Here is a 25,851-nt window from a genome sequence, read left to right on the forward strand (position 1 = left end):
GCCGTGGCTTCCACGGTCCGGGGTTCAGTCGCCGACGGCGTTGCGGCCGCGACGGACGATCAGGGGGTCGGCCGGGTGGACCACCTCCGGGTCCTTGTCCTCGTAGTCGAACTGGTCCAGGAAGAACCGCAGGGCGTTGATCCTCGCGCGCTTCTTGTCGTTGGACTTCACCGTGATCCACGGGGCGTGGTCGGTGTCGGTGCGCAGGAACATCTCCTCCTTCGCGTCCGTGTAGTCCTCCCACCGGTCCAGGGAGGCCAGGTCCTGCGGGGAGAGCTTCCAGCGCCGCACGGGGTCGATCTGGCGGATCGCGAACCGGGTGCGCTGCTCCTGCTGGGTGACGGAGAACCAGAACTTGGTCAGGTGGATGCCGGAGTCCACGAGCATCTTCTCGAAGACCGGGGCCTGGTCCATGAACCTGGCGTAGTCCTGCGGGGTGCAGAAGCCCATCACGGGTTCCACGACGGCGCGGTTGTACCAGGAGCGGTCGAAGAGCACCATCTCCCCGGTGGTGGGCAGATGACGGACGTAGCGTTGGAAGTACCACTGCCCGGCCTCGCGGTCCGAGGGCTTGGTCAGGGCCACGACCCGGGCCGCGCGCGGGTTGAGGTACTCGGTGAAGCGCTTGATGGTCCCGCCCTTGCCGGCGGCGTCCCGGCCCTCGAACACGATGACGTGCTGGAGGTCGTGATCCTGGCCCCAGTACTGGAACTTCAGCAGCTCGATCTGCAGCTTGTACTTCTCGAGCTCGTACTCCTCCCGGGTCATCAGCTCGTCGTAGGGGTGGTCCTCCCGCCAGGTCTCCACGGCCGAGCCACCGGGATCGACGAGCTCGGGGTCCTCCTCGTGCCCGTGGGGCACGGTGTAGCCCATCTGCGTGAGGTGGTCGATGAACTCCCGCAGGTTCTCCCGCACCGCCCACTGGTCGGCGGGCATCCACTGCCGTTTTCCGTCGGGCATCAGCCGTTCCTCTCCGGTCAGGGTCTCTTCAGCGCAGTGTAGGCGGGGCCGTCCTGACCTGCTCGGACGGCGGCCGCATGACCAGCCGGTGAACAGCGGGACGGCCGCCCGGCCGTTGCGCGCTCCGGAGGCGGGCCCGGGGGAGCGCGCAGCGGGCGCTCCTGCCCGGGACCGCCCGCGCGAGTGCCTACCGGCCGTCGTCCGCGGCGTCATCGACGCCGACGCTGACGTCGTGGCCGACGGCGGTTCCGTGCTCCACCGTCCGCGAGACCGTGCAGTACTTGTCGTGGGAGAGGGTGACGAGGCGTTCGACCATTCCGGCGGCCTTGCGGCCGGCCGCGTCGTCGGGGAACGAGAGGTGGAAGGAGAGGTGCAGGTCCTCCAGGCGGTTCGCGCCGTTCTCCTCGACGATCTTCTGCCCTGTGGCCTCGACCCGGAACGTCGAGGGCTCCGCGCTGCGGGAGGTCGCGGTGTCCACGTCGATGGCCGAGCACCCGGCGATGGCGGCCAGCAGGAGATCCACGGGGGACATGAGGTCCTCGCCGCGGCCGAAGGTGACCTCCGCCCCTGCCGGGTTGCGGGCGGTGTAGTGGCCGGTGGCGGTGCGGGTCAGCTCGACGGAACGCGGCGTGGGGTCCTTGATTTCGCTCATGAGCCCATGATGCCAACCCCGCCCCCCGCGGGCGGGCGGATCCGGGAGGAAGTCTCGCTGCGTGCCGGCTGCGCCGGCGAGCGAGCGGAGGGACAGGGCGGTCAGCCGGCCCGTGCCGACGACGACGGGCGGACGCCGGCGGCGTCCGCCGGTCGGAGCTGCGTCTCGTGGCACGGCCGAGGCGTCCGCCGGGCGGGGCCGCTCCACCTCCGCTGTCCGTCCGGCTCGGTTCCGGACATCCGTGGCGGAATAGGCACTGGGGTTCCGCCGTTGATGATGGGACTTCAGTGTCCAGCGTTCAGGAGGCCGGCTTGTCCCCGTCACGACCGGCGCGCGACGGCAACGATCCCCAGGAGCCCGAGCAGACCCGGTTGGATGCCGAGCTCCAGGCGCTGATCAGCGACTACCAGGAACTGCACAAGGACGACGCGCGACTGCGTCGCATCGAGCGCATCGTCCACACCGGTCCCGGAGTCTCCGACGAGGAGTCCGGGGACCGTGCCGGCGGGATCCGCGAGGAGCAGATCGCCCCCGAGCTGAAGGCCCAGGACGTCCGGCGGGTCGCCGCCGGACTGCTGCACACCCCGGCGGACATGAGGGCCTATGCGGCTCGTTTCGTCCAGCGCAGCACCGAGCGGGATCCGGCGGGGAGGGACCTGGACCGGCAGGCGCACGCGCTGGATGCGGCGGGCCGGCACTGGCTGCTGATGATCGGCCAGAACCGGGACCACGGGCTGGTCGCCTGCCGCTTCGTCCGGGAGAAGGGCATCCCGCACGCCCGGGTGGTGTCCTTCACGGCCGAACGCCTGAGGCTGCCGATCCTGGTCGTGGAACTCGGCCTGGACGAGGACGGACCCACGGCGGAGTGGTGATCCTCGCCGCGTGCGGCACGGCTTCGATCCGGCGGGAGCGGGCGCGGCACCGTCCCGCAGCCCCTGCCCGCGGTGGCGGGAGCCGCGGTGGCCGGTCGACATGGAGCGGTCGCAGGTCACGGGGCGACGACGATCGTCCTGCTCGAACACGGTGCCCGAGGACTAGACTCGGTCTCCACACCGGGTGTGACTGCGTGGTCCTCCGGTGCTGCCGGTCAGCAAGTGCCCAGACCCGATCCCGGTCGGCTACGACTGCGGGGGCCGGCACGCAGCGTCGATCTCCGCCCGGGACGCCGAAACCCCAGGAGAATCCGATGGCCTCCGAGACCTTCAACGAGCTGCTCACCCGGCAGGTCGGCAACGAGTTCGCCGCCTCCCACCAGTACATCGCCGTGGCGGTCTGGTTCGACAGCCAGGACCTTCCCCAGCTGGCCCGGCACTTCTACCGGCAGTCCCTGGAAGAGCGCAACCACGCCATGATGATCGTCCAGTACATCCTGGACCGGGACCTCCCCCTGACCATCCCCGGGGTCGGGGAGGTGCGCAACGACTTCGCCGATGTCATCGAGCCCCTGGCCCTGGCCCTGGCCCAGGAGCAGGAGGTCACCGAGCAGATCAAGGCGCTGTTCGCCGCCGCCCGGGCCGAGGGCGACCCGCTGGGGGAGCAGTTCATGCTCTGGTTCCTCCACGAGCAGGTGGAAGAGGTCGCCTCGATGACGACGCTGGTGAACATCGCGCGCCGTGCCGACAACCTCTTCGACATCGAGAACTACCTGGCCCGCGAGCGCGTCGGTGACGGTGGGCATGGCGGAGGCCGGAGGTCCGGGACTCCGGAGGCCGCCGGCGGCACCGTCTGACCCGGCCGGTCGGGCAGGGGCCCGTGGCGAAGGCGTGGGCGGTCTCCGCGATGCCGGCCACGGTGGCCGGACCCGCCTCGTCGCGGGGGCCGGGCACCAGCACCGTGCCGGGCTCAGCCGCCCCCCGGCCGGCGGGCGGGCGATGACTGGGGGCCGCGGCGGTCCAGCAACGCCAGCCGCTCCCGGATCCAGCCACCCAGCTCGTCGAGGGTGGTCGCGGTGATGCCGTGCCCGCCGGGGTCCCGGCGGGCGTGGGCCGGGGCCCCGGAGGGCCCGAGCAGGTACTCCCAGGTGCGGTCGAGCAGGTCGCGGGGGATGACGGTGTCGCCCTCGCCCTGGGCCACGAACACCGGGGTGCCGGTCAACCGGGCCGGATCGGTGGGAATCCCGGCGTCGAAGGGCAGGGTGCCGTAGAGGATCGCCGCGCCGGCGAAACGGGACGGGTCGGTCAGCAGCAGTGCTCCGGCGAAGGCGGCGCCGCCGCTGAAGCCCACCAGCACCACGGGGCGTCCGGCCGGGGCGGTCTCGTCGAGCCAGGCGCGGAACCAGGCCGTGGTGGCCACCAGGGACTCGGCCACGGGCCGGCCGATGCCGCGGTTGGCGAACCAGGCATAGCCTCCGCCCTCGGCGATGGGGGCGCGCACCGCGGCGTAGGCCGGGCCGGTGGGCAGCTGGGAGGCCAGGGACAGGATCTCGCGTTCGTGGGAACCCCGCCCGTGCAGCAGCACCACGAGCGGGGCGCTCGGGTCGCTGGAGCCGGCGGTGGCCACCACGGGGGTGGGGAACGTCATGGTGTTCACGCTTCCTCCGCCGGGGTCCGGGGGTTCTCCTGAGCCAGGGCGCCGGCGGTGCGGACTCCGGACCAGCGGCCCAGCTCGGCCTGCAAGTCCAAGGCCTCGACCGGGGCCTCGTGCTCGTAGCGGCCCCAGTCGGCACGGGGCAGCATCCACATGATCTCGAACTCGTTGCCGTCCGGGTCGACACCGTAGAGACTCTTGGTCGCGCCGTGGCTGGACTCCCCGGTGCAGGCCCCGGCGGCCACCAGATCCTGCCGGGCGGCCGACAGCTCCTCGATGGTGTCCACCTGCCAGGCCAGGTGGTACAGCCCGACGCTCCCGCGCCGCCTGGGCGGGGCGTCCGGGCCGAGTCCGAAGAGTCCCAGGTCGTGGTGGTTGCCCCCGCGGGGCAGGCGCAGGAATGCCGCGTCGGCACGCGGCTCCCGGGTGACGACGGTCATGCCGAACACCTCGGTGTAGAACCGCAGGGCGCGGTCCAGATCGGTGACGAAGAGCACCGCGTGGTTGAGTCGCACCGGATCGATGGGCATCGGAGTCCTCCAGGTGTGTCGTGCCGGGCAGGGGTCTGGGCGGGTCGACGGGGTGCCGCTCCGGCACGACGTCGTCGTGTTCTCTGTCTCTGCTGTCGACCCGCGGAAGCGGGCTCCGTTCAGGCGACGGCGGTGGAGAGGGCCTCGCCCAGGCTGCCGGCGCCGATGATGCGTGCCCTGAGAGTGCTCCTGGATCGAACGAAAGTGCTTGAAGTAACAAGTAAAACGGTACGACAGGAAACTTGAAGCGTCAAGTAAATTTCGGAATCAGCGCGGGTGTGGTCCTTCCCCTCGCCGGCGGGCCCGGCCCTGCGGCAGTGCGGGTCCGCGTCGGGGTGGGAGGACAGGGACGGCGTGCGTCCGCCCCGGGTGCGCCCGTGCGGGAATAATCCCGCACGAGGGTCACTTGCAGGTAGTAGTTCAAATTTGAAGAAACTGGGCGGGCCGTCCGGCCGGACGCCGCCGCGGAGCAGGAGGACGACATGCAGTTCGGCATCTTCACCATCGGGGACGTCACCGAGGACCCCACCACGGGACGCACCCCCACCGAGCACGAGCGGATCCAGGCGACCGTCGCGATCGCGAAGAAGGCGGAGGAGGTGGGCCTGGACGTCTTCGCCACGGGCCAGCACCACAACCCGCCGTTCGTGGCCCCGGGCAACCCGCCCACGCTGCTGTCCTACCTGGCCGGCGTCACGGAGAAGCTGGTCCTGTCCACCGCCACCACGCTGATCACCACCACCGACCCGGTGCGCATCGCCGAGGACTACGCCTATCTCCAGCACCTCTCCGGCGGGCGCGTGGACCTCACCATGGGCCGCGGCAACACCGGCCCGGTCTATCCGTGGTTCGGCCAGGACATCCGCCAGGGCATCCCTCTGGCGATCGAGCACTACAGCCTGCTCCACCGGCTGTGGCGGGAGGACGTGGTCAACTGGCAGGGCCGGTTCCGCAGCGCCCTGCAGGGCTTCACTTCGACCCCGCGCCCGCTCGACGACGTGGCCCCCTTCGTGTGGCACGGGTCCATCCGGTCCCCCGAGATCCCGGAGCAGGCCGCCTACTACGGCGACGGGTTCTTCCACAACAACATCTTCTGGCCCGCCGAGCACACCCGGCGGATGGTGGAGTTCTACCGGCAGCGCTACGAGCACTACGGCCACGGCTCCTACGACCAGGCGATCGTGGGCCTGGGCGGCCAGGTGTTCATGCGCCGCAACTCCCAGGACGCCGTGCGGGAGTTCCGCCCCTACTTCGACCAGGCCCCGGTCTACGGCCACGGGCCCTCGCTGGAGGACTTCACCACCCAGACCCCGCTGACCGTGGGCTCCCCGCAGCAGGTCATCGAGAAGACCCTCGCCTTCCGCGACTACGCGGGCGACTACCAGCGCCAGCTGTTCCTGATGGACCACGCCGGCCTGCCGCTGAAGACCGTCCTGGAGCAGCTCGACCTGCTGGGGGAGGAGGTCGTACCGGTGCTGCGCAAGGAGTTCGCCGCGCTCAAGCCGGCCCACGTGCCCGAGGCCCCGACCCACGCCTCGCTGGTGACCCGCCACCGTGCGGGCCAGGACCCGGTGCCCGGCGGCGCCGAGGACTCGCCCGCCGGTCGGGCCCGTGCCGCGCAGACCGCTGAGAAGGCCCACCGATGAGCGTCCGGAGCATCCCCACGACCACGACGACGCCGGACCCCGGTGGAGTGCACCCGCTCACCCTGGTGGTGGTCTCGGCGGGCATGTCCGACGCGTCCTCCACCTCGTTGCTGGCCGACCGGCTCGCCGAGGCGGCCCGCGACGCCCTGGGCGGGGCACCGGTGCGGATCGAGCGCGTGGACCTGCGCCCGCTGGCCCACGCGATCGTCGACCACCTGCTCACCGGATTCCCCAGCCCGGAGCTGCGGAGCGCGCTGGAGGCGGTCACGGGGGCGGACGCCCTGATCGCGGCGACCCCGACGTTCAAGGCGTCCTACTCCGGACTGTTCAAGTCCTTCTTCGACCTCCTCGACGAGGCCGCGCTGGAGGACCTGCCCGTGCTGGTGGCCGCGACCGGGGGCACCGCGCGGCACTCCCTGATGCTCGACTCCGCCATGCGCCCGCTGTTCGCCCACCTCAAGGCCTTCGTGCTGCCCCTGGGGGTCTACGCAGCCACCGAGGACTGGGCCGGGGTCTCGCTCGAGTCGCGCATCCGGCGGGCGGGGACGCAGCTGGCGCGCCTGCTCGCCCCGGGGGCGGGCCGGAGAGGGCGGGCGGCGGAGGCGGTCCCGGCCGGTGCCGTGCGCCAGGAGCGGGGCGCCGGGTTCGCCGGGGTCCCGGACTTCGCGGACCTGCTCGCCCGGGCCGGCCAGTGACCGGCCCGGGGGTCACCGCCCGCCCGTGGGACGTGTGGCAGCTGTTCTTCGAGACCACCGCCCGGCTGACCACCGAGATCGAGGTCCGGCTCAAGGAGCACGGCTGCTCGCTCATGGACTACCAGGTGCTCCTGCTGCTGCGCGACGCGGACGACCACCGGCTGCGGATGGGGGAGCTGGCCCAGCGGATGGTCTTCTCCCCGAGCCGGCTCAGCTACCAGATCGGCGTGCTCGAGAAGCGCGGCTGGGTGCGGCGCCGCCGCTGCGCCGAGGACGCGCGCGGCCTCGAGGCCGAGCTCACCGACGAGGGGCTGCGCGCCTTCCGCCGCCTGCGCCCCGCCCACGCCCGCGACGTCGAGGAGCTGTTCCTCAGCGCCCTGGAGGGCGACGACGCCGAGCGGCTGGCCGCCGTCATGGAGCGCCTGGCGCACAACCTGGCGTGACCGGGAGCTGGGCTCGTCAGCCGCGCAGGGGTTTCAGGGCCTCGGCCCAGGCGACCACCTGGTCGAAGACGGTCTGCAGATCACGGGTGGCACCCTCGGTGGGGGCGAAGGCGAAGTCCTCGTCGAAATCGGAGCCGAAGGGCAGGAAGACCTGCGCCCGGACGTCGGCCATCTGCAGCTCGGCCGCGATGAGCCGCCAGGCCTCCACCGATCGGGTGCCGCCGGCGCTGCCGTAGCTGACGAAGCCGATGGACTTGTTGTTCCACTCCGCGTACAGGTAATCGACGGCGTTCTTCAGCGCCGCGGGGACGGAGTGGTTGTACTCGGGGGTGACGAAGACGTACCCGTCGTAGGAGGCGATCTTCTCCGCCCAGGCCTGGGTGTGCTCCTTCGAGTACTGGCCCGTGGCCGGGGGCATCGGCTCGTCGAGCAGGGGCAGGTTCTGGTCGGTGATGTCGACGAGGTCGAACTGCGCGTCCGTGCGGTCCCTGGTGTGCTGGTGCACCCAGTCGGCGACGGTGCGGGCCAGGCGGTGGGGGCGGGTGCTTCCGGCGATGACGGCGATCCTGGTCATGGCGCTCCTTCGGTCGGCGGGAGGGGCGGGGCCCGGTCGGGCCGGCCGGTGCTGCTCATCGGTCAGCACCGGCAGGGCCGGCGGCCCTGTTCTCAGCAGACACTCCGGGCGGTGCTCCGTCAAGGACGGGACGGGAGCGTGATCCGCGGGCCACGGGACGGCGATCGCCACCGCCGGGGAAGCTAACGCAGTGCCGTGCGCACGCCGGGGCGGACGGCCACCACGAGCCAGGCCACGTCCACGACGGCCTTGAGCGCGCCCGTCACGAGGCCGGCCGACGCGCCGGCGGGGACCACGAGCAGCAGCACCGCGTTGGCCAGGGTGCTCAGGATCGCCATGGACGCGAAGACGATGCCGAGGATCCACCCCCACTCCCGCTGCTCGCGCAGCGGGAAGTACACCAGGGCGTAGAGCCCCGTGACGACCCCGGCCCCCAGTGCGAGCGAGCCGACGAGGACGACCGTCCCGAACGCCGTCCCCGCGGCCGGGCCCGTGGTCTGCTCAGGTGCCGTCAGGAACCCCACGGCGCTGCCGAGGAGCGCGAGCACGAAGGACGCCACGGTGAGCCGAAGCAGCAGCCGCAGGTCCGCGGTCGCCGGTGGCCGGGGCGGGCGAGCTGCCGCGCGGGGAGCGTGGGCCCGGGGTGCGTGGGGCTGCTGGGACATCGTCGGTGCCTCCTGACACGGCGGGCTGACTCGGAGAAGGGGTCCCGGGCGGGACCCAGCACCGAATCTATCCGCGGGAATCGCTTTCGCGAACACCCGGTGGCTCGGTTCTCCTCGGTGCGGCGGACCGTGACGCCCGGACCCGCTCAGGCGCCGGGCCGCCCCTCCGCGACGAGGGCCGCGGTCGCCGCCGCGATCGCCTGCTCCTCGTCGGTGGGCACCACGAGCACCTCGAGCGCCGAGCCCGGCGCGGAGATCCGGCGGACCTCCCGCGAGCGGGCGGCGTTGGCGTCGTCGTCGAGCACGACGCCGAGGGCGCCCAGCCGGCCGCAGACGCGGGCGCGGAAGGCCGAGGCGTTCTCCCCGATGCCGGCCGTGAAGACCAGCGCCTGCGCTCCGTCCACGGCCACGTGGTAGCCGCCCACGTACTTCGCCAGACGGTGGGCGGCCATCTCCAGTGCCAGCTCGGCGCGCTCGTCGCCGCGGTCGGCGGCCTCCTGCACGGCGCGCATGTCGTGGTCGCCGGCGATCGCCCGCAACCCGGACTCCTTGTTGAGCACGGCGTCGAGCCGCTCGGGGGTCATCCCCGGGTCCCGGCGCAGGACGGCGGTGACCACGGAGGGGTCCAGGTCCCCGGTGCGGGTGCCCATCACGAGCCCCGCCAGGGGGGTGTAGCCCATCGACGTGTCGTAGGAGGCGCCGTCCTTGACCGCCGTCACCGACGCGCCGTTGCCGAGGTGCGCCACCACGCAGCTGAACCGCTCGCGGGGGACGCCGAGGAACTGCGCCGCCTGACCCGTCACCCAGTCGTGGGAGGTGCCGTGGAACCCGTAGCGGCGGATGCCCCAGCGCTCGTAGAACTCCTCCGGGACGGCGTAGCGCCACACTTGCTCGGGCATGGTGCGGTGGAACGCGGTGTCGAACACGCAGATCTGCGGCAGGTGCGGCCACGTCTTCTGCACGGCCCGCAGGCCGAGGACGGCGGCGGGGTTGTGCAGGGGCGCCAGCGGCTCCAGCCGTTCGATGTCGCGGACGATCTCGTCGGTCGCGAGCACCGGCGCGGAGAACCGCTCGCCGCCGTGGACCACGCGGTGGCCCGCGGCGTCGATCGTCCGCCCCTCCAGCTCGGCCTCGAGGCGCTCCGCGAGCAGCTCGAGCGCCTGCGTGTGGTCCTCGATCTGCGAGCTGCCGATGTTCTCGATCAGCCCGGAGGCCAGCACCGTGCCGCCGTCCTCGCCGGCCTCGAGCTCCCGGACCTGGTACTTGAGCGAGGACGAGCCGCAGTTGACGACGAGCACGAGCATGGAGGACTCCCTGGGGCGGTGGGGACGGGTGCTGTGGGGGTGGGGCCGGCGGTCAGATCACATGCCCTGCGCCTGGATCGCGGTGATCGCGACCGTGTTGACGATGTCGTCCACGGTGCACCCTCGCGAGAGGTCGTTGACGGGCTTGCGCAGCCCCTGCAGCACCGGGCCCACGGCCACGGCACCGGCCGACTGCTGGACGGCCTTGTAGGTGTTGTTGCCGGTGTTGAGGTCCGGGAAGACGAACACGGTCGCCCGGCCGGCCACGGTGGAGCCGGGCAGCTTGGACGCCGCGATCGAGGCGTCCACCGCGGCGTCGTACTGGATGGGGCCCTCCACCTCGAGCTCCGGGTCCGCGCCGTGCACGATCTCGGTGGCCGCGCGGACCTTGTCCACGTCCTGGCCGGAGCCGGACCCGCCGGTCGAGTAGGACAGCATCGCCACCTTGGGCTCCACCCCGAACTGGCGGGCGGTGCGGGCGGAGGCGAGCGCGATGTCCGCGAGCTGCTGCGCGTCCGGATTGGGGTTCACGGCGCAGTCGCCGTAGACCAGCACACGGTCCTCGAGGAGCATGAAGAACACGGAGGAGACGATCTTCACTCCCTCGGAGGTCTTCACGAACTCCAGGGCGGGGCGGATCGTGTTGGCGGTGGTGTGCGCGGCGCCGGAGACCATGCCGTCCACGTCCCACATCTGCACCATCATGGTGCCGAAGTAGGAGCCGTCGAGCATCCGCTCCAGGGCGGTCTCCTTCTGCAGGCCCTTGTGGGCGCGCAGCCGCACGTACTCACCGGCGTACTTCTCGCGCAGCGCCTCGTCGTGCTCGAAGTCCACGAGGGTCAGCCCGTCCTCGCTGAAGTCGAGGTTGATGCCCTCCGTCTGGCACAGCTGCGCGATCCGGCCGGGGTCGCCGAGGACCGTGAGGTCGCAGAAGTTGCGGCGGTGGATCATCTCGGCGGCCCGCAGGATGCGGGGGTCCTCGCCCTCCGGCAGCACGATGTTCTTCCGGTCGGACCGGGCGGTCTCGACGAGTTCGTGCAGGAAGCGCAGGGGCGTGCGCTTGGCGGGGCGCGCCAGGTCGAGCCGGCTCACGAGCTCCTCGCCGTCCACCCGCCGCGCCCACTCGCCGAGCGCGGCCGCGACCTTGCGCGGGTGCGCCCCGGAGAGGGTGCCCCGGGTCCGGGACACCTCCCGGGCGGCCCGGTAGGTGTCCAGCCCGGTGGTCAGCACGGGGAACGGCGCCGCGGCGGTGAGCTCCCGGATCCGCCCCTCGGTGTCGAAGCCGCCCGTCAGCAGCATCCCCGAGGGGACGGGCAGGGCGGGGGAGAGGGCGGAGGCCAGGGACGCGACGACGATGTCGGAGCGGTCTCCCGGCGTGATGACGAAGTCGCCGTCGGCGAGCTGCTCGAGGTAGTGGCCCACGGTCATCGCGGCGATCTTCACGCCCTTGACGTCGCGGTCGAGCGAGACCGCGGACGGGCCGTCCCCGAAGCCGTGCCGGTCCCGCAGCTCGGCCACGGTGGGCGCGGCGACCGCCTCGTTCTCGGCGATGACGTACACGGGCAGGCCCCGCACGCCGCGGGCGGCGTTGCGCTCGATCTGTTCCACCCAGTCGGGGTGGGCGCGGTTGACGATGACGGCGAAGATGTCGCACCGCGCCTGGTTCAGCTCGGCACGGGTGACCTCGATCGCGTTGAGCACGTCCTCGGGGCTCTCGGACTCGTCGGCGCCGATCACCGCCAGCACGGAGGCGCCGAGGTTGTTGGCCATCCGGGCGTTCATGTCGAACTCGGCGGTGGCCGCGTTGTGCGCCAGCAGGTCGGTGCCGTCCACCACGACCACGTCGCAGTGCCGGGCCATCTCGCCGTAGACGGTCACGGCCATCGCGTCGAGCTCGTCGTGGTCCCCGGCGGCGAGCAGCTCGCGGGTGCGGGCCAGGGTGATGCCGCCGCGGCAGCGCTCGTCCGGGAGGTCGAAGTTGCGCTTCATCAGCTGCACCATCGGGTCCTCCGCCGGGGCCGCCCCGAGGTGGACGGGGCGGAAGTAGCCCAGCCGGTCCGTCTTGCGGAACAGCGAGTCGGCCAGCCCGAGGGCCACGAGCGACTTGCCGGACTGCGGCGTCATGGCGCTGACGTAGATGCCTTGGGTCATGGTGGTGGGCTCCTCCGACGGTCGGGCTGGGTCCGCGCCCAGTCTAGGGGCCCGCCCGGCGGAGGGCCGGGCGCGGGAATCGCGCCGGCGAACGCGCCGTACACCCGGCCGGGGCAGTTCACCCGGCGGGGACCGCTCAGGCCAGGGAGAGGAACATCTTCTCCAGCTCGGCCTTGTCCAGGCTCGGGTCCTCCTGGCGCAGGCACTGGTCCAGGCCCGTGGCGATGATGCTGAAGCCGGCCTTGTCGAGGGCGCGGGAGACCGCGGAGAGCTGCGTCACCACGTCCTTGCAGTCGCGGCTCTCCTCGAGCATGCGGATGACGGCGCCGAGCTGGCCCTGGGCCCGCTTGAGGCGGTTGATGGCGGGGGTGAGGTCCTGGGGGTCGAGTTGCACGGTGCGCTCCTGGGTGTAGTGGTCTGCTCCCGCCATTCTATACCCCCTGGGGGATCTTGCATACCCAGGGGGGTATGGTGCATCATGGAGTCACACCACCGACACCCCGAAAGGAAATGCCGCATGACCTCGAAAGTCGCCCCCGCCGAGCTGAAGTCCTGGATCGAGTCCGGAGAGGAGGTCGCCGTCCTCGACGTGCGCTCCGCCGCCGAGTTCGCCGCCGAGCACATCGACGGCGCCTACAACGTCCCCGTCGACCTCGTGGCCGACCACGCGAAGGACATCGCCGAGGCCCTCGGCGGCAAGGTCGCCCTGATCTGCCGCTCCGGCGCCCGTGCCTCCCGTGCTCAGGACATCCTCTCCTCGGCCGGCACCGAGAACACCTACGTCGTCGACGGCACCGTCGACGACTTCGAGAAGGCCGGCGGCGCGGTCGTCCGCGGTGCCTCGACCTGGGCCATGGACCGCCAGGTCCGCATGGTCGCCGGCTCGCTCGTGCTGGCGAGCGTCGTGGGCGGGCAGCTGGTCTCGCCGAAGCTGCGCGCCGTCGCCGCGGGCGTCGGCGGCGGGCTCGCGTACTCCGCGCTGTCCAACACCTGCACCATGGCCAACGTGCTCTCGAAGATGCCCTGGAACCAGGGTGCCCAGGATCCCTCCAAGGACGCCGTGCTGGAGCAGCTCGCCGCCAAGTGATCCGCCGGTCCCATCCGCCGGGCTGATTCCCTGATCAGCCCGGCCCGCGTCAGGCCCCGCCACCACGGCTTCCCGTGGCGGCGGGGCCGTCGTCGACGCCGGGGTTCACCCGGACGCCGCCGGGTGGGAGGATGGAGGCATGCTGGTTGCCTTCTCCGTCTCCCCGTCCGGTGGCGAGAACCCGAGCGGTTCCGTCCACGACGCCGTCGCCGCCGCCGTCCGCGTGGTCCGCGAGTCCGGCCTGCCGCACGAGACCGACGCCATGTTCACCACGATCGAGGGCGAGTGGGACGAGGTCATGGACGTCGTCAAGCGTGCCACCGAGGCCGTGGGCGACTACGGGCCCCGGGTCTCCCTCGTGCTCAAGGCCGACATCCGCCCCGGTCACACCGGTGAGCTGCAGGGCAAGGTCGAGCGGCTCGAGGCCGCGATCCAGCGGCAGGCGATCGAGTCCTGAGCCGACCCGCCCCGATCGTGCACGTCCGGCCCGCGGGCGCGGACGACGCCGAGGCCTGGTCCGCCCTGCACCTGCGCTGCCTCGACGAGACCTACCGCCCGCTCTTCGGCGACGCCTTCGCCGACCGCCAGCAGGCCGCGGCCGGGCGCACGGCCGGCTACGACCGGGCCCTCCTCGCCGACCCGGACGTGCGCACCCTCCTCGCGGTCGACGACGGCGGCACCGCCCTCGGGCTGGTCTCGGCCGGCCCGGCCCCCGCCGCGTGGGAGGGGAGGGCCGGGGTGCCCGCCCCGCTCGTCCCCCGGCAGCTGTTCCAGCTCTACGTGCTGCGGGCCGCCCACGGCACAGGCCTCGGAGCCGAGCTGCTGGAGACCGCGATCGGCTCCGCCGACGCGTACCTGTGGATCATGGCCGGCAACGCCCGCGCCGAGCGCTTCTACGTCAGGCACGGCTTCCGGGCCCTGGCCGAGTCCTACCCCTCCGGCGGGCCCTGGGCCGGGCAGCACATGCACCGCATGCTGCGGACGGCGGCGGCGTGAGCCGGGCGTCCCGCCGTCAGGGCGCCGCGCCGGCGCCTGCCGGGCCCGCGGCCGGGAGCTACGAGATCTCGACCGGCACCGCCGAGCTCGTGCCCGACGCCTACGCCCCCGGCTCCTGGGTGCTGCACGTCAACGGCGTCCCCTCCTCCCACGTGGACCCGGAGCACCCCGAGCGGCTGGACTTCGAGTACATGCGCTGGATCGCCGCGGTCGTGGACGCCCACGTCGGAGTCCACCTGGACCCGGGGCGGCTGCGGGTGCTGCACCTCGGCGGCGGCGCCTGCTCCCTGGCCCGGTACCTCGCCCACGCGCACCCCGCGGCGCGGCAGGTCGTCGTCGAGCTCGACGGGCGGCTCGCCGAGCTGGTGCGGGAGTGGTTCGACCTCCCGCGTGCCCCGCTGCTGCGGATCCGGGTGGGGGAGGCCCGGGCGGTCACGGAGTCGCTGAGCCCCGCGACCCGGGACGTCGTGGTCCGCGACGTCTTCGCCGGCGCCGTGACCCCCGAGCCGCTCACCACGGTCGAGTTCGCCCGGCACGTCGAGCGCGTCCTGGCCCCGGGCGGGCTGTACGTGCTCAACTGCGGCGACACCCGGGACCTCGCCGGGGCCCGTGCCGAGCTCGCCGCGCTGTCCGGGGTCTTCGAGCACGTCGCCGCCGTGGCGGACCCGGCGATGCTCAAGGGCCGCCGCTACGGGAACATCGTGCTGGCCGCCTCCTCCGTGCCGCTGCCGCTGGAGGGCTCGTCCGGGGCGGCCGCGCTGGGCCGGGAGCTGCTCGGCGGCGCGGTGCCCGCCCAGTACAAGGACGAGGCGTGGGTGCGCTCGTTCGTCGGCGGCACCCCACCGCGCCGGGACGACTAAGCGTCGGGTGCCGCACCCGAGAGGTCCCCGCGGCGCACCTGCTCCTGCAAGCGCGCCTGCCGGCGGGCCGCAGACGGCTGCCCGTGCCGCCTAGGAGAGCTCCAGCTCCCAGTCCTTGACGTCGGCCACGGGCGCGAACAGGCTCGCGTCGAGATCGGCGAGGGGGAGCCCGTCGCGGACCCGGTGCGGCCAGTTCCGGTTGGCCAGCGCCGCCTTGCCCAGTGCCACGACGTCGGCTGCCCCGTCGGCCAGCAGGGACACGGCGGTCTCCGGGTCGTCGAGGTGGCCGTTGGCGATCACCGGGAGACCCGAGTACCTCTTCGCCAGAGCGGCCAGCGGCTCCCCGTCCTCGCCGAACGCAGGCGCGTAGGCCTTGTACTCGGTGGTGTGGAGGAAGTCGATGCCGGTGGCGGCCAGGGTGGAGAAGATGACCTCCGCCTCCTCGGCGCCGCCGGCCCACCGGTGGTCGTGGTCGCTGACCTTGGCCTGGGAGATCCGGATCCCCACTGCCGTGTCCGGGCCCACGGCCTCGCGCACGGCGCGGCAGATCTCCGCGGCGAACCGCACCCGGTTCTCGGGTGAGCCTCCGTACTCATCGGTGCGCCGGTTGAGGTAGTCGGTGAGGAACTGGTCCAGCAGGTATCCGTTGGCGCCGTGGATCTCCACGCCGTCGAAGCCGGCCTCCTCGGCGCGCAGCGCGGCGGCCACGAAGCTCCGGCGGACCTCCTCCATCTGCTCCGCGGTGATCTCCTCCGGCACCCGGTACGGGCCCTCGCCGCGGTAGAAGCCCAGCTGCTCGCCCTTGGGCGCCACTGCGGAGGGCCCCACCGTGGCCTCCGCGAACCGGCTGCCCTGGGACTGGGAGCCCGCGTGCATGAGCTGGGCGAAGATCTTCGCCCCGCCCCCGTGCACGGCCTCGACCACCGCGGCCCAGGACCGGGCCTGCTCGTCGGTGGCGATGCCCGGCTGATGCAGGTAGCCCTGGCTGTGGGCGGTGTCGGGGTAGATGCCCTCCGTGACCAGCAGCCCGAAGCCGCCGCGGGCGAAGGCCTCGTAGTAGGACACCATCTTCTCGGTGACCAGTCCGTCCTCGGTGGCGCTGATGCGGGTCATGGGAGCCAGGGCGACACGGTTCTCCAGCGGGGTGGGACCGATCGTCAGCGGCGACCAGAGCGAGTCGTATTTCGGCACGAGGATCTCCTTCACGTTGTCTTCAGGGGCGCGCTCCTGGGCAAACGGCTGTTCACCTGCTGCTATTCCGCAGCCGCTGATCAGGTGCCCGGTGCCGGCTGGGACGCGGGGACTGCCCAGGGTGTGCCACGGGGTCCGGCCGGCCTCCGCGCCGGCACCGTCCTCCGGAAGGAGTCCCCGGGCCACGAGCCTCTTGTCGACCGGCGCATCTGCCGGCACTCCGACGTCTGCAAGGACGTGCGGGTCCCCTGGCCGGGGCCGCAGCATCCACTGCTCCCCGAGCACTGCGGTGAGGGTACTGTGCGAGCAGTGCTGATCTGCTCGAGCATTGTCCTGCACAGGGACAGGCCGGCGACGGTGACCCCGAACGGAGCGGGACGCCGGCCTCGGTGAGCAGTGATCCACCTCCACGGGGAGTCGGGGCCGCGGTGCGCCTCGATGGATTCGTGGACGTTCTGCCGTCACCGGGGCCCTGGGGTCGGTCCTGGTGGCTCTGCGCCGGCCGCCCGACACAGGAGCACGTCATGACCAGCTCGCTGCACTTCGTCGTCGTCGACTGCCGCGACCCTGCGGCCCTGGCCCGCTTCTGGTGTGCTGCCCTGGGCTATGCGGTCCATGAGGAGTACGAGGAGGGCATCAGGATCGCTCCGCCCGGCGGCGGACGGCCCTTTCTCGACTTCCTGTCCGTCCCGGAGCCCAAGGCGAACAAGAACCGGGTGCACCTGGATCTGCGCGCCACGGACACCGACCAGGCCGGCGAGGTGGCGCGCCTGCTGTCCCTCGGCGCCCGCCGCGTGGAAGTGGGCCAGGGTCCTGAGGTGGACCGGGTGGTACTGGCCGACCCGGAGGGCAACGAGTTCTGCGTGCTGGCCGACCCGGAGGACGCCACGGACCTCCCCGGGCGTCCGGGCGCACCGTAGGGGTCTGCGCATCGATCCGGCTGATCACGTTTTGCACGCGTCCGCGGCAGGCTGTCGGTGAGGATCCACGTCGTGATCGACGAGGCCGGGTGCCCCGTGGCGTGACGGATCCGGATCGGGCTACCGCTCCCGGCGGGTGGCGGCCCTCAGGACGGCGTCGAGCAGTCCGGGGAAGACCGCGTCCAGCTCCTCGCGCCGCAGGCTGTTCATCCGCGCAGTGCCCTCGTAGCGTTGCTGCACGATGCCGGCTTCGCGCAGGACCCGGAAGTGGTGGGTGCTGGTCGACTTGGTCACCGGCAGTGCGAGGGCGCTGCAGGACAGCTCGTGGTCCGAGCGCGCCAGTGCTCTCACGATGTCCAGCCGCAGGGGGTCGGCCAGCGCGTGGAGCACGTCGGTGAGCTCGAGTTCCTCGGGCGCGGGGTGCTCCACCTGCCGAGCTGCGTGATCGGGTGCCATGCCCTCTCCTCTCCTGGTCGTTCCTCCCTCTATCGTACGACAACTGTTGTACTAAGACGTTTGTCGTTGTACGTTGTTTCACGTACTTGTTTGCCGGTCGGGGAAGGTGTTCCCGCCGATCTCGTGGCCACCCACTGCGCGCAGCGGGCCTCGGCGGGTCTGGACGCCGGCGGGCGGTGTCCGGTGGCCGCCCGTGGTTCGCCGGGACCGTGCTGTGCAACCACGGTGCCGACCTGGAGCTGGGCCCGAACCGGCCCCTCCGGGTGCTCCTTCGGGGCCCCCCGGGCTCCTGTTGCCCGAAGAGTCCGTCGGGCTGGTGCAGTCCCTCAAGAACCAGGGCCGATCGTCCCCGCTCGTTCCCCGTTCTCCTTTCCCACATTTCTCTGGAGGTAGTCCTGATGGACCTGAACAACCGCTCGATCCTGCTCACCGGTGCCGGCAGTGGCATCGGCCGCGCCCTGGCCCTCGAGCTGGCCCAGCACTCGCCGCGACTCGCACTGGTGGGTCGGAGGTCCGAGCCCCTGGAGGAGGTCGCCGCCCTGGTGCGCGAGAAGGGCGGTGAGGCAGTGGTGATCCCTGCTGATCTGACCGCCGATGGTGCCCCCGCCCAGGTCGTGGCCGCGGCCCAGGAGCAGCTGGGCGGGATCGACGTGCTGATCAACAACGCCGGCAACGTCCGCGCCGGCCGGCTCGAGGCGATCGAGGAGTCCGAGGTGCTGGCGCAGATCGCGCTGAACCTCACGGCCCCGATCCTGCTCACCCGTGCGGCGCTGCCGGCTCTGCGGGCCTCCGGTCAGGGGCTGGTGGTCAACGTCTCCTCGGGGTTCGGTCTGCTGGGGATGGCGTTCTACGCGACCTACGGTGCGGCCAAGGCGGGGATCGCCCACTTCGGGGAAGCCCTGCGCCGGGAGCTCTACGGGGAGGGCGTGCACGTGCTCAACGTCTTCCCCGGGGCCACCGACACCCCGATGATGGACAGCTCCGAGGCCGAGGCCCAGCACGGCTTCGACTACGAGAGCCCGGAGGACGTCGCCCGGGCCACCGTTGCCGGTGTGGTCGCGGGCGAGCTGAGCGTGGTGCGCGGGGCGTCCATGGGCGAGACGCTAGAGCTGAACCGGCGGGACCCGGCCGCACTGGACCGGATGCTCGCCCAGGGCAAGGACGAGCTGGAGAAGGTCGTGGCCGGCCACTCCAGCCTGTGAGCTCCTGGCCGGTGCCGCCGGAACGTCGGCGGCACCCGTCCGGCCCGGGGCGCGGAGCTCTCCGTGGCCAGGGCTGAGCCGGCCGCGGTCCGGGACGGATCCTGGCGGTGGCCGGCGTTGGCCATGTTAACGGTCGGCTACGGGGCGAACCAGTTCGTTCCACTGCTGGTGGTCTACCGGTCCACGCTGGGCCTGTCCGACGCCGAGGCCACCGCGGTCTTCGGGGTGTACGCGCTGGGCTTGATCCCGGGCCTGGTGGCCGGCGGGCGCGCCAGCGACGCGCACGGACGCAGGACGCTCATGGTCGTCTTCGCCGCGCTGTCGCTGGTCGCCACTGCGGTGCTGATCACCGGCCAGTGGGGCGTGCCCGGACTGTACGCCGGCCGCTTCCTGACAGGCGTCGTGTCCGGGGCCGTCTTCAGCATCGGCACGGCCTGGGTCAAGGAGCTCTCCGCGACGGCCGCTCCGGGGGCCGGTGCCCGTCGGGCGGCCCTGGCACTCACCGCGGGCTTCGGGGGCGGCCCGCTCGTGGCCGGTGCCCTCGCTCAGTGGGCCCCGGCTCCTGAGCTGCTGCCGTACCTGGTGCACCTCGTCCTCGCGGCGGTCGCCCTCGTGCTGCTCCCGGGCGCGCCGGAGACACGGCCCGCCCGCGCTGCATCGGCCCGCCGAGCACCCCTGTTCCCGGCCTCGACCACCGGCGGCCGGTTCCGCCGCGTCGTCGTCCCGCTGGGACCGTGGGTGTTCGGCAGCGTCACGCTGGTGTTCACGACCCTGCCTGCTCATGCGCTTCCGCCGGACGCGGCCCTGGAGTTCGCGTTCCCGGGATTGCTGGCTGCTGCCGCCCTGGCTGCGGGAGCCGCTGTCCAGCCCTGGGGCAGGCGGTTGCACACCGTTCTGGGCAGGAACGGAGGCGTCGGTGCCGCGGGCGTGGGTCTGGCCGTCGTGACCGTCGGCTGCCTCGTCGCCGCGGGCGCGACTGCTCGGCCAGGCCTGCTGAGCGCTGCCGCGGCGGCGCTGCTGCTCGGGGCCGGATACGGGCTCTGCCTGGTCGTCGGGCTGGGGGAGGCCCAGGCCGTGGCGGAGCCGGACGAGCTCGGCGCCGTGGTCGCACTGTTCTACTGCCTCGCCTACGCGGGCCTGATCGTGCCGTACCTCGTGGCGCTGGCGGCGCCCTCCGTCGGGAACCCGAACGCTCTGCTGGGCGTGGCCGGCGCGGCCGCGCTGACCCTCGTCGCCGTGCTGGCCGGCGGAAGACGCCGCCCGCCCCGGAGCACGTAGGACCGGAGCAGGGCAGGCCCACGGAGCAGCGGGCACGGGCCACCGGGTGAGAGAGTCACCCGACGGATGACAGGGCCGTACTCCGCCGACCGCCCCGAGTTCGTGCGGGGGCACAGGGCCCATCACCGGCCAACAGGCCTGGCCGTGCCCGTGCGGGCAGAGGGTCAGGTGCGGTGGCAGCAGGAGTCGGAGGACGCGTCCCCGCCCTGCAGCCGGATCTGGTGCACGCGCAGGCCGCGGAAGTCCTCTCGGGAGAGGAACAAGTCCTCGTCGAGGGACAGGCCTCCGGTGTCGGCGTCGATCTCGGCCCTCCAGGCCCCCGGTGCCGTGGGGGTAGAGCTGGTCGTCCCCGTCTCCGGCCTCGGGGCTGCGATGGCCTCGGCCGGGGAGCGGTAGAACGTGGGGTCGGTCACCGAGAAGGCCTCGGCGCCTGTCGCGTGGTCGTGATCGTGATGACCACCGTGCCCGGAGTGGTGGTCCTGGTCGTCGTGACGGAGCGGCCGAGGCCGGGAACGCCCACTTCGGAGAGGATCGTCGCCGACCGCTCCAGCCCCTGGTCCCCGGGCCGACGGCGGGAGCCACTGCCGTCGAGTCCCGGCGCCGCGTAGGCTCGACGGCACGCCGATCCGCCCCGGATCGCCGGCCGTACCGAGGGGAAACGAGGCAGAACCATGGTGACCAGTCCGGACCTGATCGTGTTCGACGTCAACGAGACCCTCTCGGACATGGGGCCGCTGAGCGAGGCCTTCGCAGCGGAAGGAGTTCCGGGGCACCTGGCCCGCACGTGGTTCGCCGGCATCCTCCGTGACGGATTCGCGATGACGGCCGCCGGTGGCAACACCGCCTTCGCCGAGATCGCCCAGGACAGCCTCACCCGGCTCCTGAGCGAGCACGAGGCCTCCGCACCGGGCGACTCCGCCGAGCGGATCATGGGCACCGTGAAGAGTCTGGACGTGCATCCCGACGTGGTGCCAGGGGTCGAAGCCCTGAGCCGGGTCGCTGAGCTGGTCACCCTCAGCAACGGGGCCGCCCAGGTCGCCGAGACGCTGCTGGCGAGCGCCGGGCTCCGCCAGCACTTCTCCGAGCTGCTCAGCGTCGAGGACGCTCCGGCGTGGAAACCGGCCCGGTCCGCCTACGACCACGCCGTGCAGCGGTGCGGTCGCGAGCCCGGCCGGATGCTCCTGGTGGCCGTGCACCCGTGGGACATCCACGGCGCGCACCGGGCGGGACTGCGCACGGCCTGGATCAACCGGACGGGAGCCGAGTACCCGGGATATTTCTCGCGCCCGGACCTGGAGGCCGGCGATCTGCCGGCGCTGGCCGACCAGCTCGAGCGCCCGCACGGTTGAACCGGGACAGGCGCGAGGACGGCACTCAGCCCAGCAGGGCGTTGACGGCCTCGGCGACCTCCCGGGGGTGGTCCTCCGGGGTGAAGTGCTTCCCGCCGCCGGCGGACGCGATTGTTCGGACGGGGCGCCGGCCACCTATGCGCTGTCGATCATGCCCGACTGGGAGAGCGGGTGGCGGCACATGCTCGAGCTGTGCACGCCGGTGGCCGTGCTGGGAGTCGTGGACATGCAGGACACCACCGGTGCGTGGTCGGTATTCTCCGCTGGCCCGCCTGGCGTGCCGCCTGGGCGGGGCCGACATCGGTGCCCGCCCGTGGCGGGCGGTGGAGCGCGACTGCACGGACGTGGTGGCGGACTCCGCGCGTGGCGGGCACCTCCAGATCCGGGCAGGCCGCCGCAGGCTCGGCCCCCAGGCGTAGTCGCCGGTCACCGTTGACCTTGTCCGACAGGGCAAGGTCTACCGTGAGAGGGAAATCCCGGGGGGCGTGGGGTGCCGCATGGCTGTGGCGCCCCGTTCCGGGCGATGACGAAGCCGGTTGCAGTATCAGGCGCTCCCTCCGGACCTGCACACCATGACCTGGTCCACGGCTGGTCACCGGCCGACCAGGGGCACAGTACAGCGGCGGTCCCGCAGAAATGCGCGGACCCGGAAAGCGAGGATCGATGCAGCACACGCAGGAACGACTCGGTGTCTCGGCGGTCTGGGGGATGCTGCGCGAGAGCGTGTCGTCCACCCAGGAACCGAGCCTCGCGGGCCTGGTGGGGGTGTTCGTCGAGGAGCGCGACTCGTTCGAGGCGAGTCTGGCCGGACTCATGGCGTACAAGATCGCCGATGACTGCGTATCGCGCGAAGACCTGGCGGAGCTGTTCGCCGAGGCGCTGGCGGCGGATCCGGAGATCGTGGCCTGCGCGGCCGCCGATCTCCTCGCGAGTGTGGAGCGCAACCCGGCGTATCCCAGCGTGCTGGTGCCCTACCTGTTCGCCAAGGGCTTCCTGGGTCTGCAGGTGCACCGGGTGGCGCACGTCCTGTGGCGCGACGGGCGTCAGCTGGTGGCGATGTACCTGCAGAGCAGGGTCGCGGAGGTCTTCGCCATGGACATCCATCCGGGTGCCAGCATCGGGTCGGGAGTCTTCGTCGACCACGCCACCGGTGTCGTCATCGGCGAAACGGCAGTCGTCGGTGATGACGTCTCGATCCTGCAGAACGTGACCCTGGGAGGCACGGGGAAGGAGTCCGGGGACCGGCATCCCAAGATCAGGTCGGGGGTGCTCCTGGCGGCCGGGGCGAAGGTGCTCGGCAACGTGATCGTGGGCGAGGACGCGAAGATCGGTGCGGGCAGCGTGGTGCTGGGCGCCGTCCCGGCCGGTACCACCGCAGTGGGGATCCCCGCCCGGGTGGTCCGGTCGCGGACCCACGACGTGCCCGCCGAATCGATGGATCAGACCTTCGACTACATGATCTGACGGCGAGCACCCCGTCGGCGGGAGCCAGGTGCCGCACCGCGGTCCGGAGGACTGCCGCGACACCGCGCACCGAAGTCCGGAACCCGGGTCGGGCGTCGTTGACGTCGTCCCACGGGCAAGGTCTACGGTGAGACGGAGATCACCGAGGAACGCCGGTCCCGGGACGCCGTGACCGGGTGCCCTCGGTGCGGAAGCCCTCGGCACCACATCGGGACGGGCATCCCCGAGGAACCGGAGGACATGCATGGACACCAGGACTCCCGCCGGAGAGCACCGGGCGGCGGCGGTGATCTCCGACTACGGGCTGCTCGGGGACTACCACGGGTCGGCCCTCGTGTCCCGGGACGGTTCGATCGACTGGTGGTGCCCGCCGCGCTTCGACGCCCCCAGCATCTTCGGCCGCCTGCTGGACCCGCACGCCGGGCACTGGACCGTCCGCCCGGTGGGCCGGTACGAGGTGGAGCGCCGGTACGTCGAGGGCACGATGGTCGTCGAGACGGACTTCCGCTGCGAGACCGGGGTGCTGCGGGTCACCGACGGCCTCCTGCTCGGGGCCGGGGAGCGCGGGCACGAGGTCGGGTACGGCTCCCCGCACGTGCTCGTGCGCCGGCTCCACGTGCTCCACGGTGACGTCGAGGTCGCGGTGGAGCTCGTGCCCCGTCTCGAGTACGGCCTGATCACCCCGATGATGGCGCCCACGGCGGCGGGCGTGGACATCGTCGGCGGCGCCGACCGGCTCCTCCTCACCGGCGACCGCGAGCTGGACATCGACGGGCCCCGGGCCACCGGCAGGTTCACTCTCGGGGAGGACGAGCGCGCCACGTTCGCCCTGCACCACCGCAGCTCGACCGACCCTCCGACCGCGCCGCTGGACGGCTCCGCGGAGCTGTCGGACACCGTCGCGGCGTGGCAGTCCTGGAGCGCCGCCCACCAGGGCTACCAAGGGCCCTACCGGGACCAGGTCCGGCGCAGCGCGCTGCTCCTGCAGGCCCTGACGTACCAGCCCACCGGGGCGGTGGTCGCAGCACCCACGACGTCGCTGCCCGAGGAGGTCGGCGGCGACGCCAACTGGGACTACCGGTTCGGGTGGCTGCGCGACGGCAGCCTGACGCTGAAGGCGCTGTGGGTGGCCGCCTGCCCGGACGAGGCGCAACGGTTCTTCGACTGGATCACGGCGTCGGCGGGCCCGGCGACGGCAGGCCCCTGCAGATCATGTTCGGGGTCGGCGGGGAGCACGACCTCACCGAGCACACCCTCGACCACCTGGCCGGGTGCGCCGGCAGCCGGCCCGTCCGGATCGGCAACGACGCCTGGGACCAGAAGCAGCTCGACGTGCTGGGGGAGGTCCTGGAGTGCGCCTGGATCCTCCGCGAGCAGCTCGGGCAGCTGTCCCCGACCACCGCGGAGTTCCTCGTCGCCGTGGCCGACCGTGCGGCCGACACCTGGATGGAGCCCGACGCCGGCATCTGGGAGGGGCGGGAGCGTGAGCGGGACTACCTGACCTCGAAGCTGATGTGCTGGGCGGCCCTGGACCGGGCCGTGCGGCTCGCGGCGCAGATGGGTGCCCCCGGTGCGACGGTGCAGCGGTGGGAGGAGGTCCGGGAGGAGATCCGGGCCGCGATCCTCGACCGCGGGTGGGACGACTCCGTGTCCGCGTTCACCGGCGCCTTCGGCTCGGACCACCTCGACGCCGGCGTCCTGCTGATGCCGCTCGTGGGCTTCCTGCCCGGCGACGACGAACGCGTCGTGGCCACCCTGGACGCCGTCGAGCGGGAGCTGTCCACCGACGCCCTGGTGCAGCGCTGGACCGGGGCCGGGGACGAGGGCGCGTTCATCATCTGCTCGTACTGGCTCGCCGCCGGGCGAGCCATGGCAGGGCAGGTGGACCGTGCCCGGGAGATCTTCGAGGCCGTCACGAGGCACGCCAACGACCTGGGACTGCTGTCCGAGGAGATCGACATCCGCGAGCGGGTCCTCATCGGGAAGTTCCCGCAGGCGCTGTCCCACATCGGTCTCATCGACGCGGCCTGGGCGATCGCCCCGGCGGAGGACGTCAGCCGGCGAGGTGACCGATGACGGCGTCGGCGACCTGCCGGGGCGAGTCCTCGGTGGGGATGTGCTTGCCCGCGACCTCCACGAGGTCGGCGCCGGGGATCTCCTCGACGTAGCGCCGTGCGAAGGCGAGCTTCTGGAACTCGTCGTCGCTGCCCCACACCAGGCGGGTGGGCAGGGCCTTCTGCTGCAGTGCGGGCACGATGTCGAGGGTCCAGCGGGGATCGGCGGCCGCCGCCATGGCCGTCCAGGACCGGACCCTGGCCGGTTCGCGCCAGGGGGACAGGTAGTCGGCCAGTTCGTCGTCGTCCAGCTCCCGCAGCGTGCTGCGGCGGGTGGACGCCGTACGGGCCTCGAGCAGGTCCTCGACCGTCGTTGCCGCCCGGACCCCGGGGTCGCGGAAGCGTTCGACCGCCGGGACCGGCCAGGAGTCGAACATGACCGAGTTCATCAGCACCATCCGCCTTACGCGGTCGGTGGTGGCGGCCAGGTGCTGGGCGATGCCGCCGCCGATGTCGTGGCCGGCCAGGTCGAAGACGTCCACGCCCAGGGCGTCCGCGGCGTCCAGCACCGTCTGCGCCAGCGCCGGGACGGTCGCGCTGCCGGGGTCGAGCTCACCGGCGCTGGCGCCGAACCCCGGCAGGTCCAGCGCGATGCACCGGCGGATCCGGCCCAGGGCCGGCAGCACGGGCTGCCAGACCCGGCTCCAGAAGGTGCCGTGCAGCAGCAGGAGCGGTCGGTCCTGGTCGTCGCCCGCGGTCAGGTACGACAGCTCGGTGCCGGCGACATCGATCTGCCGGCGGTCCACGGGGTGCTCCATGCGGGTTCCTCTCGTCGTCGGGTCGGGCGG

At 72.4% G+C, this 25,851-nt stretch carries 28 protein-coding genes and 1 pseudogene; 16 read left to right on the forward strand and 13 right to left on the reverse strand.

What is annotated here, in order from left to right:
* Positions 1 to 24: 24 nt before the first annotated feature.
* Both ppk2 and ACH9D2_RS03585 read right to left on the reverse strand, forming a co-directional pair.
* A complete protein-coding gene (gene ppk2 / locus ACH9D2_RS03580; protein ID WP_396361383.1) occupies positions 25 to 960 on the reverse strand; it encodes a polyphosphate kinase 2 in 936 nt (311 codons plus the stop codon).
* A 187-nt stretch (positions 961 to 1,147) separates the two neighbouring features.
* Complete coding sequence (locus ACH9D2_RS03585; protein ID WP_396361384.1) at positions 1,148 to 1,612, reverse strand: OsmC family protein; 465 nt, start codon at positions 1,610 to 1,612, stop codon at positions 1,148 to 1,150.
* Positions 1,613 to 1,923: 311 nt separating this feature from the next.
* Here ACH9D2_RS03585 and ACH9D2_RS03590 point away from each other — a divergent pair, with 311 nt between their 5' ends.
* A complete protein-coding gene (locus tag ACH9D2_RS03590) occupies positions 1,924 to 2,484 on the forward strand; it encodes a hypothetical protein (protein WP_396361385.1) in 561 nt (186 codons plus the stop codon).
* Between the two features lie 314 nt (positions 2,485 to 2,798).
* On the forward strand, positions 2,799 to 3,341 hold the full coding sequence (locus ACH9D2_RS03595; RefSeq protein ID WP_396361386.1) for a ferritin: 543 nt from the start codon (positions 2,799 to 2,801) through the stop codon (positions 3,339 to 3,341).
* A gap of 113 nt (positions 3,342 to 3,454) precedes the next feature.
* Here ACH9D2_RS03595 and ACH9D2_RS03600 read toward each other — a convergent pair whose 3' ends face one another.
* Both ACH9D2_RS03600 and ACH9D2_RS03605 read right to left on the reverse strand, forming a co-directional pair.
* On the reverse strand, positions 3,455 to 4,132 hold the full coding sequence (locus tag ACH9D2_RS03600) for an alpha/beta hydrolase (protein ID WP_396361420.1): 678 nt from the start codon (positions 4,130 to 4,132) through the stop codon (positions 3,455 to 3,457).
* 5 nt (positions 4,133 to 4,137) lie between these two features.
* On the reverse strand, positions 4,138 to 4,668 hold the full coding sequence (locus ACH9D2_RS03605) for a VOC family protein (protein ID WP_396361387.1): 531 nt from the start codon (positions 4,666 to 4,668) through the stop codon (positions 4,138 to 4,140).
* Positions 4,669 to 5,150: 482 nt separating this feature from the next.
* On the opposite strand from ACH9D2_RS03605, the gene ACH9D2_RS03610 reads away from it, so the two are divergent.
* The 3 genes from ACH9D2_RS03610 to ACH9D2_RS03620 are packed head-to-tail and all read left to right on the forward strand — an operon-like array spanning position 5,151 to position 7,452.
* On the forward strand, positions 5,151 to 6,314 hold the full coding sequence (locus ACH9D2_RS03610; protein ID WP_396361388.1) for a CE1758 family FMN-dependent luciferase-like monooxygenase: 1,164 nt from the start codon (positions 5,151 to 5,153) through the stop codon (positions 6,312 to 6,314).
* Positions 6,311 to 7,009, forward strand: a complete 699-nt coding sequence (locus tag ACH9D2_RS03615) for a CE1759 family FMN reductase (protein WP_396361389.1) — start codon at positions 6,311 to 6,313, stop codon at positions 7,007 to 7,009. The genes ACH9D2_RS03610 and ACH9D2_RS03615 overlap by 4 nt, the downstream gene beginning before the upstream one ends.
* Positions 7,006 to 7,452 carry a MarR family winged helix-turn-helix transcriptional regulator gene (locus ACH9D2_RS03620; RefSeq protein ID WP_396361390.1) on the forward strand — a complete coding sequence of 149 codons (447 nt, stop codon included), beginning with the start codon at positions 7,006 to 7,008 and terminating at the stop codon, positions 7,450 to 7,452. The genes ACH9D2_RS03615 and ACH9D2_RS03620 overlap by 4 nt, the downstream gene beginning before the upstream one ends.
* Before the next feature lie 16 nt (positions 7,453 to 7,468).
* Here the strand turns inward: ACH9D2_RS03620 and ACH9D2_RS03625 are convergent, their stop codons facing one another.
* From ACH9D2_RS03625 to ACH9D2_RS03645, 5 genes are all read right to left on the reverse strand, one after another.
* Complete coding sequence (locus ACH9D2_RS03625; RefSeq protein WP_396361391.1) at positions 7,469 to 8,026, reverse strand: NADPH-dependent FMN reductase; 558 nt, start codon at positions 8,024 to 8,026, stop codon at positions 7,469 to 7,471.
* A 182-nt stretch (positions 8,027 to 8,208) separates the two neighbouring features.
* Positions 8,209 to 8,691 (reverse strand): hypothetical protein, encoded by a 483-nt coding sequence (locus tag ACH9D2_RS03630; RefSeq protein ID WP_396361392.1) that lies wholly within the window; start codon positions 8,689 to 8,691, stop codon positions 8,209 to 8,211.
* Between the two features lie 146 nt (positions 8,692 to 8,837).
* A complete protein-coding gene (locus ACH9D2_RS03635) occupies positions 8,838 to 9,995 on the reverse strand; it encodes an acetate/propionate family kinase (protein WP_396361393.1) in 1,158 nt (385 codons plus the stop codon).
* Positions 9,996 to 10,052: 57 nt separating this feature from the next.
* A complete protein-coding gene (pta, locus tag ACH9D2_RS03640) occupies positions 10,053 to 12,146 on the reverse strand; it encodes a phosphate acetyltransferase (protein ID WP_396361394.1) in 2,094 nt (697 codons plus the stop codon).
* A 136-nt stretch (positions 12,147 to 12,282) separates the two neighbouring features.
* On the reverse strand, positions 12,283 to 12,576 hold the full coding sequence (locus ACH9D2_RS03645; RefSeq protein ID WP_396361395.1) for a metal-sensitive transcriptional regulator: 294 nt from the start codon (positions 12,574 to 12,576) through the stop codon (positions 12,283 to 12,285).
* 87 nt (positions 12,577 to 12,663) lie between these two features.
* Here ACH9D2_RS03645 and ACH9D2_RS03650 point away from each other — a divergent pair, with 87 nt between their 5' ends.
* The 4 genes from ACH9D2_RS03650 (at position 12,664) to ACH9D2_RS03665 (ending at position 15,089) form a co-directional block, all read left to right on the forward strand.
* Positions 12,664 to 13,233 (forward strand): rhodanese-like domain-containing protein, encoded by a 570-nt coding sequence (locus ACH9D2_RS03650; protein ID WP_396361396.1) that lies wholly within the window; start codon positions 12,664 to 12,666, stop codon positions 13,231 to 13,233.
* A gap of 139 nt (positions 13,234 to 13,372) precedes the next feature.
* On the forward strand, positions 13,373 to 13,690 hold the full coding sequence (locus tag ACH9D2_RS03655; protein WP_298584774.1) for a thiamine-binding protein: 318 nt from the start codon (positions 13,373 to 13,375) through the stop codon (positions 13,688 to 13,690).
* A 17-nt stretch (positions 13,691 to 13,707) separates the two neighbouring features.
* A complete protein-coding gene (locus ACH9D2_RS03660; RefSeq protein ID WP_396361397.1) occupies positions 13,708 to 14,229 on the forward strand; it encodes a GNAT family N-acetyltransferase in 522 nt (173 codons plus the stop codon).
* Complete coding sequence (locus ACH9D2_RS03665) at positions 14,226 to 15,089, forward strand: fused MFS/spermidine synthase (protein WP_396361398.1); 864 nt, start codon at positions 14,226 to 14,228, stop codon at positions 15,087 to 15,089. The genes ACH9D2_RS03660 and ACH9D2_RS03665 overlap by 4 nt, the downstream gene beginning before the upstream one ends.
* A 90-nt stretch (positions 15,090 to 15,179) precedes the next feature.
* Here ACH9D2_RS03665 and ACH9D2_RS03670 read toward each other — a convergent pair whose 3' ends face one another.
* Positions 15,180 to 16,280, reverse strand: coding sequence for an oxidoreductase (locus ACH9D2_RS03670; protein ID WP_396361399.1), 1,101 nt, complete (start codon positions 16,278 to 16,280; stop codon positions 15,180 to 15,182).
* 524 nt (positions 16,281 to 16,804) lie between these two features.
* On the opposite strand from ACH9D2_RS03670, the gene ACH9D2_RS03675 reads away from it, so the two are divergent.
* Complete coding sequence (locus ACH9D2_RS03675; RefSeq protein WP_396361400.1) at positions 16,805 to 17,200, forward strand: VOC family protein; 396 nt, start codon at positions 16,805 to 16,807, stop codon at positions 17,198 to 17,200.
* 120 nt (positions 17,201 to 17,320) lie between these two features.
* Here ACH9D2_RS03675 and ACH9D2_RS03680 read toward each other — a convergent pair whose 3' ends face one another.
* On the reverse strand, positions 17,321 to 17,656 hold the full coding sequence (locus tag ACH9D2_RS03680) for a metalloregulator ArsR/SmtB family transcription factor (RefSeq protein ID WP_396361401.1): 336 nt from the start codon (positions 17,654 to 17,656) through the stop codon (positions 17,321 to 17,323).
* 398 nt (positions 17,657 to 18,054) lie between these two features.
* Here ACH9D2_RS03680 and ACH9D2_RS03685 point away from each other — a divergent pair, with 398 nt between their 5' ends.
* Both ACH9D2_RS03685 and ACH9D2_RS03690 read left to right on the forward strand, forming a co-directional pair.
* Positions 18,055 to 18,858: an SDR family NAD(P)-dependent oxidoreductase gene (locus ACH9D2_RS03685; RefSeq protein ID WP_396361402.1), complete on the forward strand. Its 804-nt coding sequence runs from the start codon at positions 18,055 to 18,057 to the stop codon at positions 18,856 to 18,858.
* Between the two features lie 123 nt (positions 18,859 to 18,981).
* Positions 18,982 to 20,136: an MFS transporter gene (locus tag ACH9D2_RS03690; protein WP_396361421.1), complete on the forward strand. Its 1,155-nt coding sequence runs from the start codon at positions 18,982 to 18,984 to the stop codon at positions 20,134 to 20,136.
* 164 nt (positions 20,137 to 20,300) lie between these two features.
* Here ACH9D2_RS03690 and ACH9D2_RS03695 read toward each other — a convergent pair whose 3' ends face one another.
* A complete protein-coding gene (locus ACH9D2_RS03695) occupies positions 20,301 to 20,549 on the reverse strand; it encodes a hypothetical protein (protein ID WP_396361403.1) in 249 nt (82 codons plus the stop codon).
* Positions 20,550 to 20,807: 258 nt separating this feature from the next.
* Here ACH9D2_RS03695 and ACH9D2_RS03700 point away from each other — a divergent pair, with 258 nt between their 5' ends.
* The 4 genes and pseudogenes from ACH9D2_RS03700 to ACH9D2_RS03715 all read left to right on the forward strand — a co-directional run bounded on the left by ACH9D2_RS03700 (position 20,808) and on the right by ACH9D2_RS03715 (position 25,025).
* Entirely contained in the window at positions 20,808 to 21,485 is a 678-nt protein-coding gene (locus ACH9D2_RS03700) for a haloacid dehalogenase type II (protein WP_396361404.1), read from the forward strand.
* A gap of 663 nt (positions 21,486 to 22,148) precedes the next feature.
* The gene (gene cysE, locus ACH9D2_RS03705) at positions 22,149 to 22,949 is read left to right on the forward strand and encodes a serine O-acetyltransferase (RefSeq protein ID WP_396361405.1); all 801 of its coding nucleotides are present in this window, start codon (positions 22,149 to 22,151) and stop codon (positions 22,947 to 22,949) included.
* A 244-nt stretch (positions 22,950 to 23,193) separates the two neighbouring features.
* Positions 23,194 to 24,117, forward strand: a pseudogene (locus ACH9D2_RS03710) (glycoside hydrolase family 15 protein); the annotation flags it as partial.
* A 44-nt stretch (positions 24,118 to 24,161) separates the two neighbouring features.
* The gene (locus ACH9D2_RS03715) at positions 24,162 to 25,025 is read left to right on the forward strand and encodes a glycoside hydrolase family 15 protein (protein WP_396361406.1); all 864 of its coding nucleotides are present in this window, start codon (positions 24,162 to 24,164) and stop codon (positions 25,023 to 25,025) included.
* On the opposite strand, the gene ACH9D2_RS03720 is transcribed toward ACH9D2_RS03715, so the two are convergent.
* Complete coding sequence (locus ACH9D2_RS03720) at positions 25,003 to 25,821, reverse strand: alpha/beta fold hydrolase (RefSeq protein ID WP_396361407.1); 819 nt, start codon at positions 25,819 to 25,821, stop codon at positions 25,003 to 25,005. The two genes, ACH9D2_RS03715 and ACH9D2_RS03720, sit on opposite strands and share 23 nt — an antisense overlap.
* Between the last annotated feature and the right edge of the window lie 30 nt (positions 25,822 to 25,851).

It is taken from the genome of Kocuria rhizosphaericola (genome assembly GCF_044462205.1).
GTDB lineage: Bacteria > Actinomycetota > Actinomycetes > Actinomycetales > Micrococcaceae > Kocuria > Kocuria rhizosphaericola.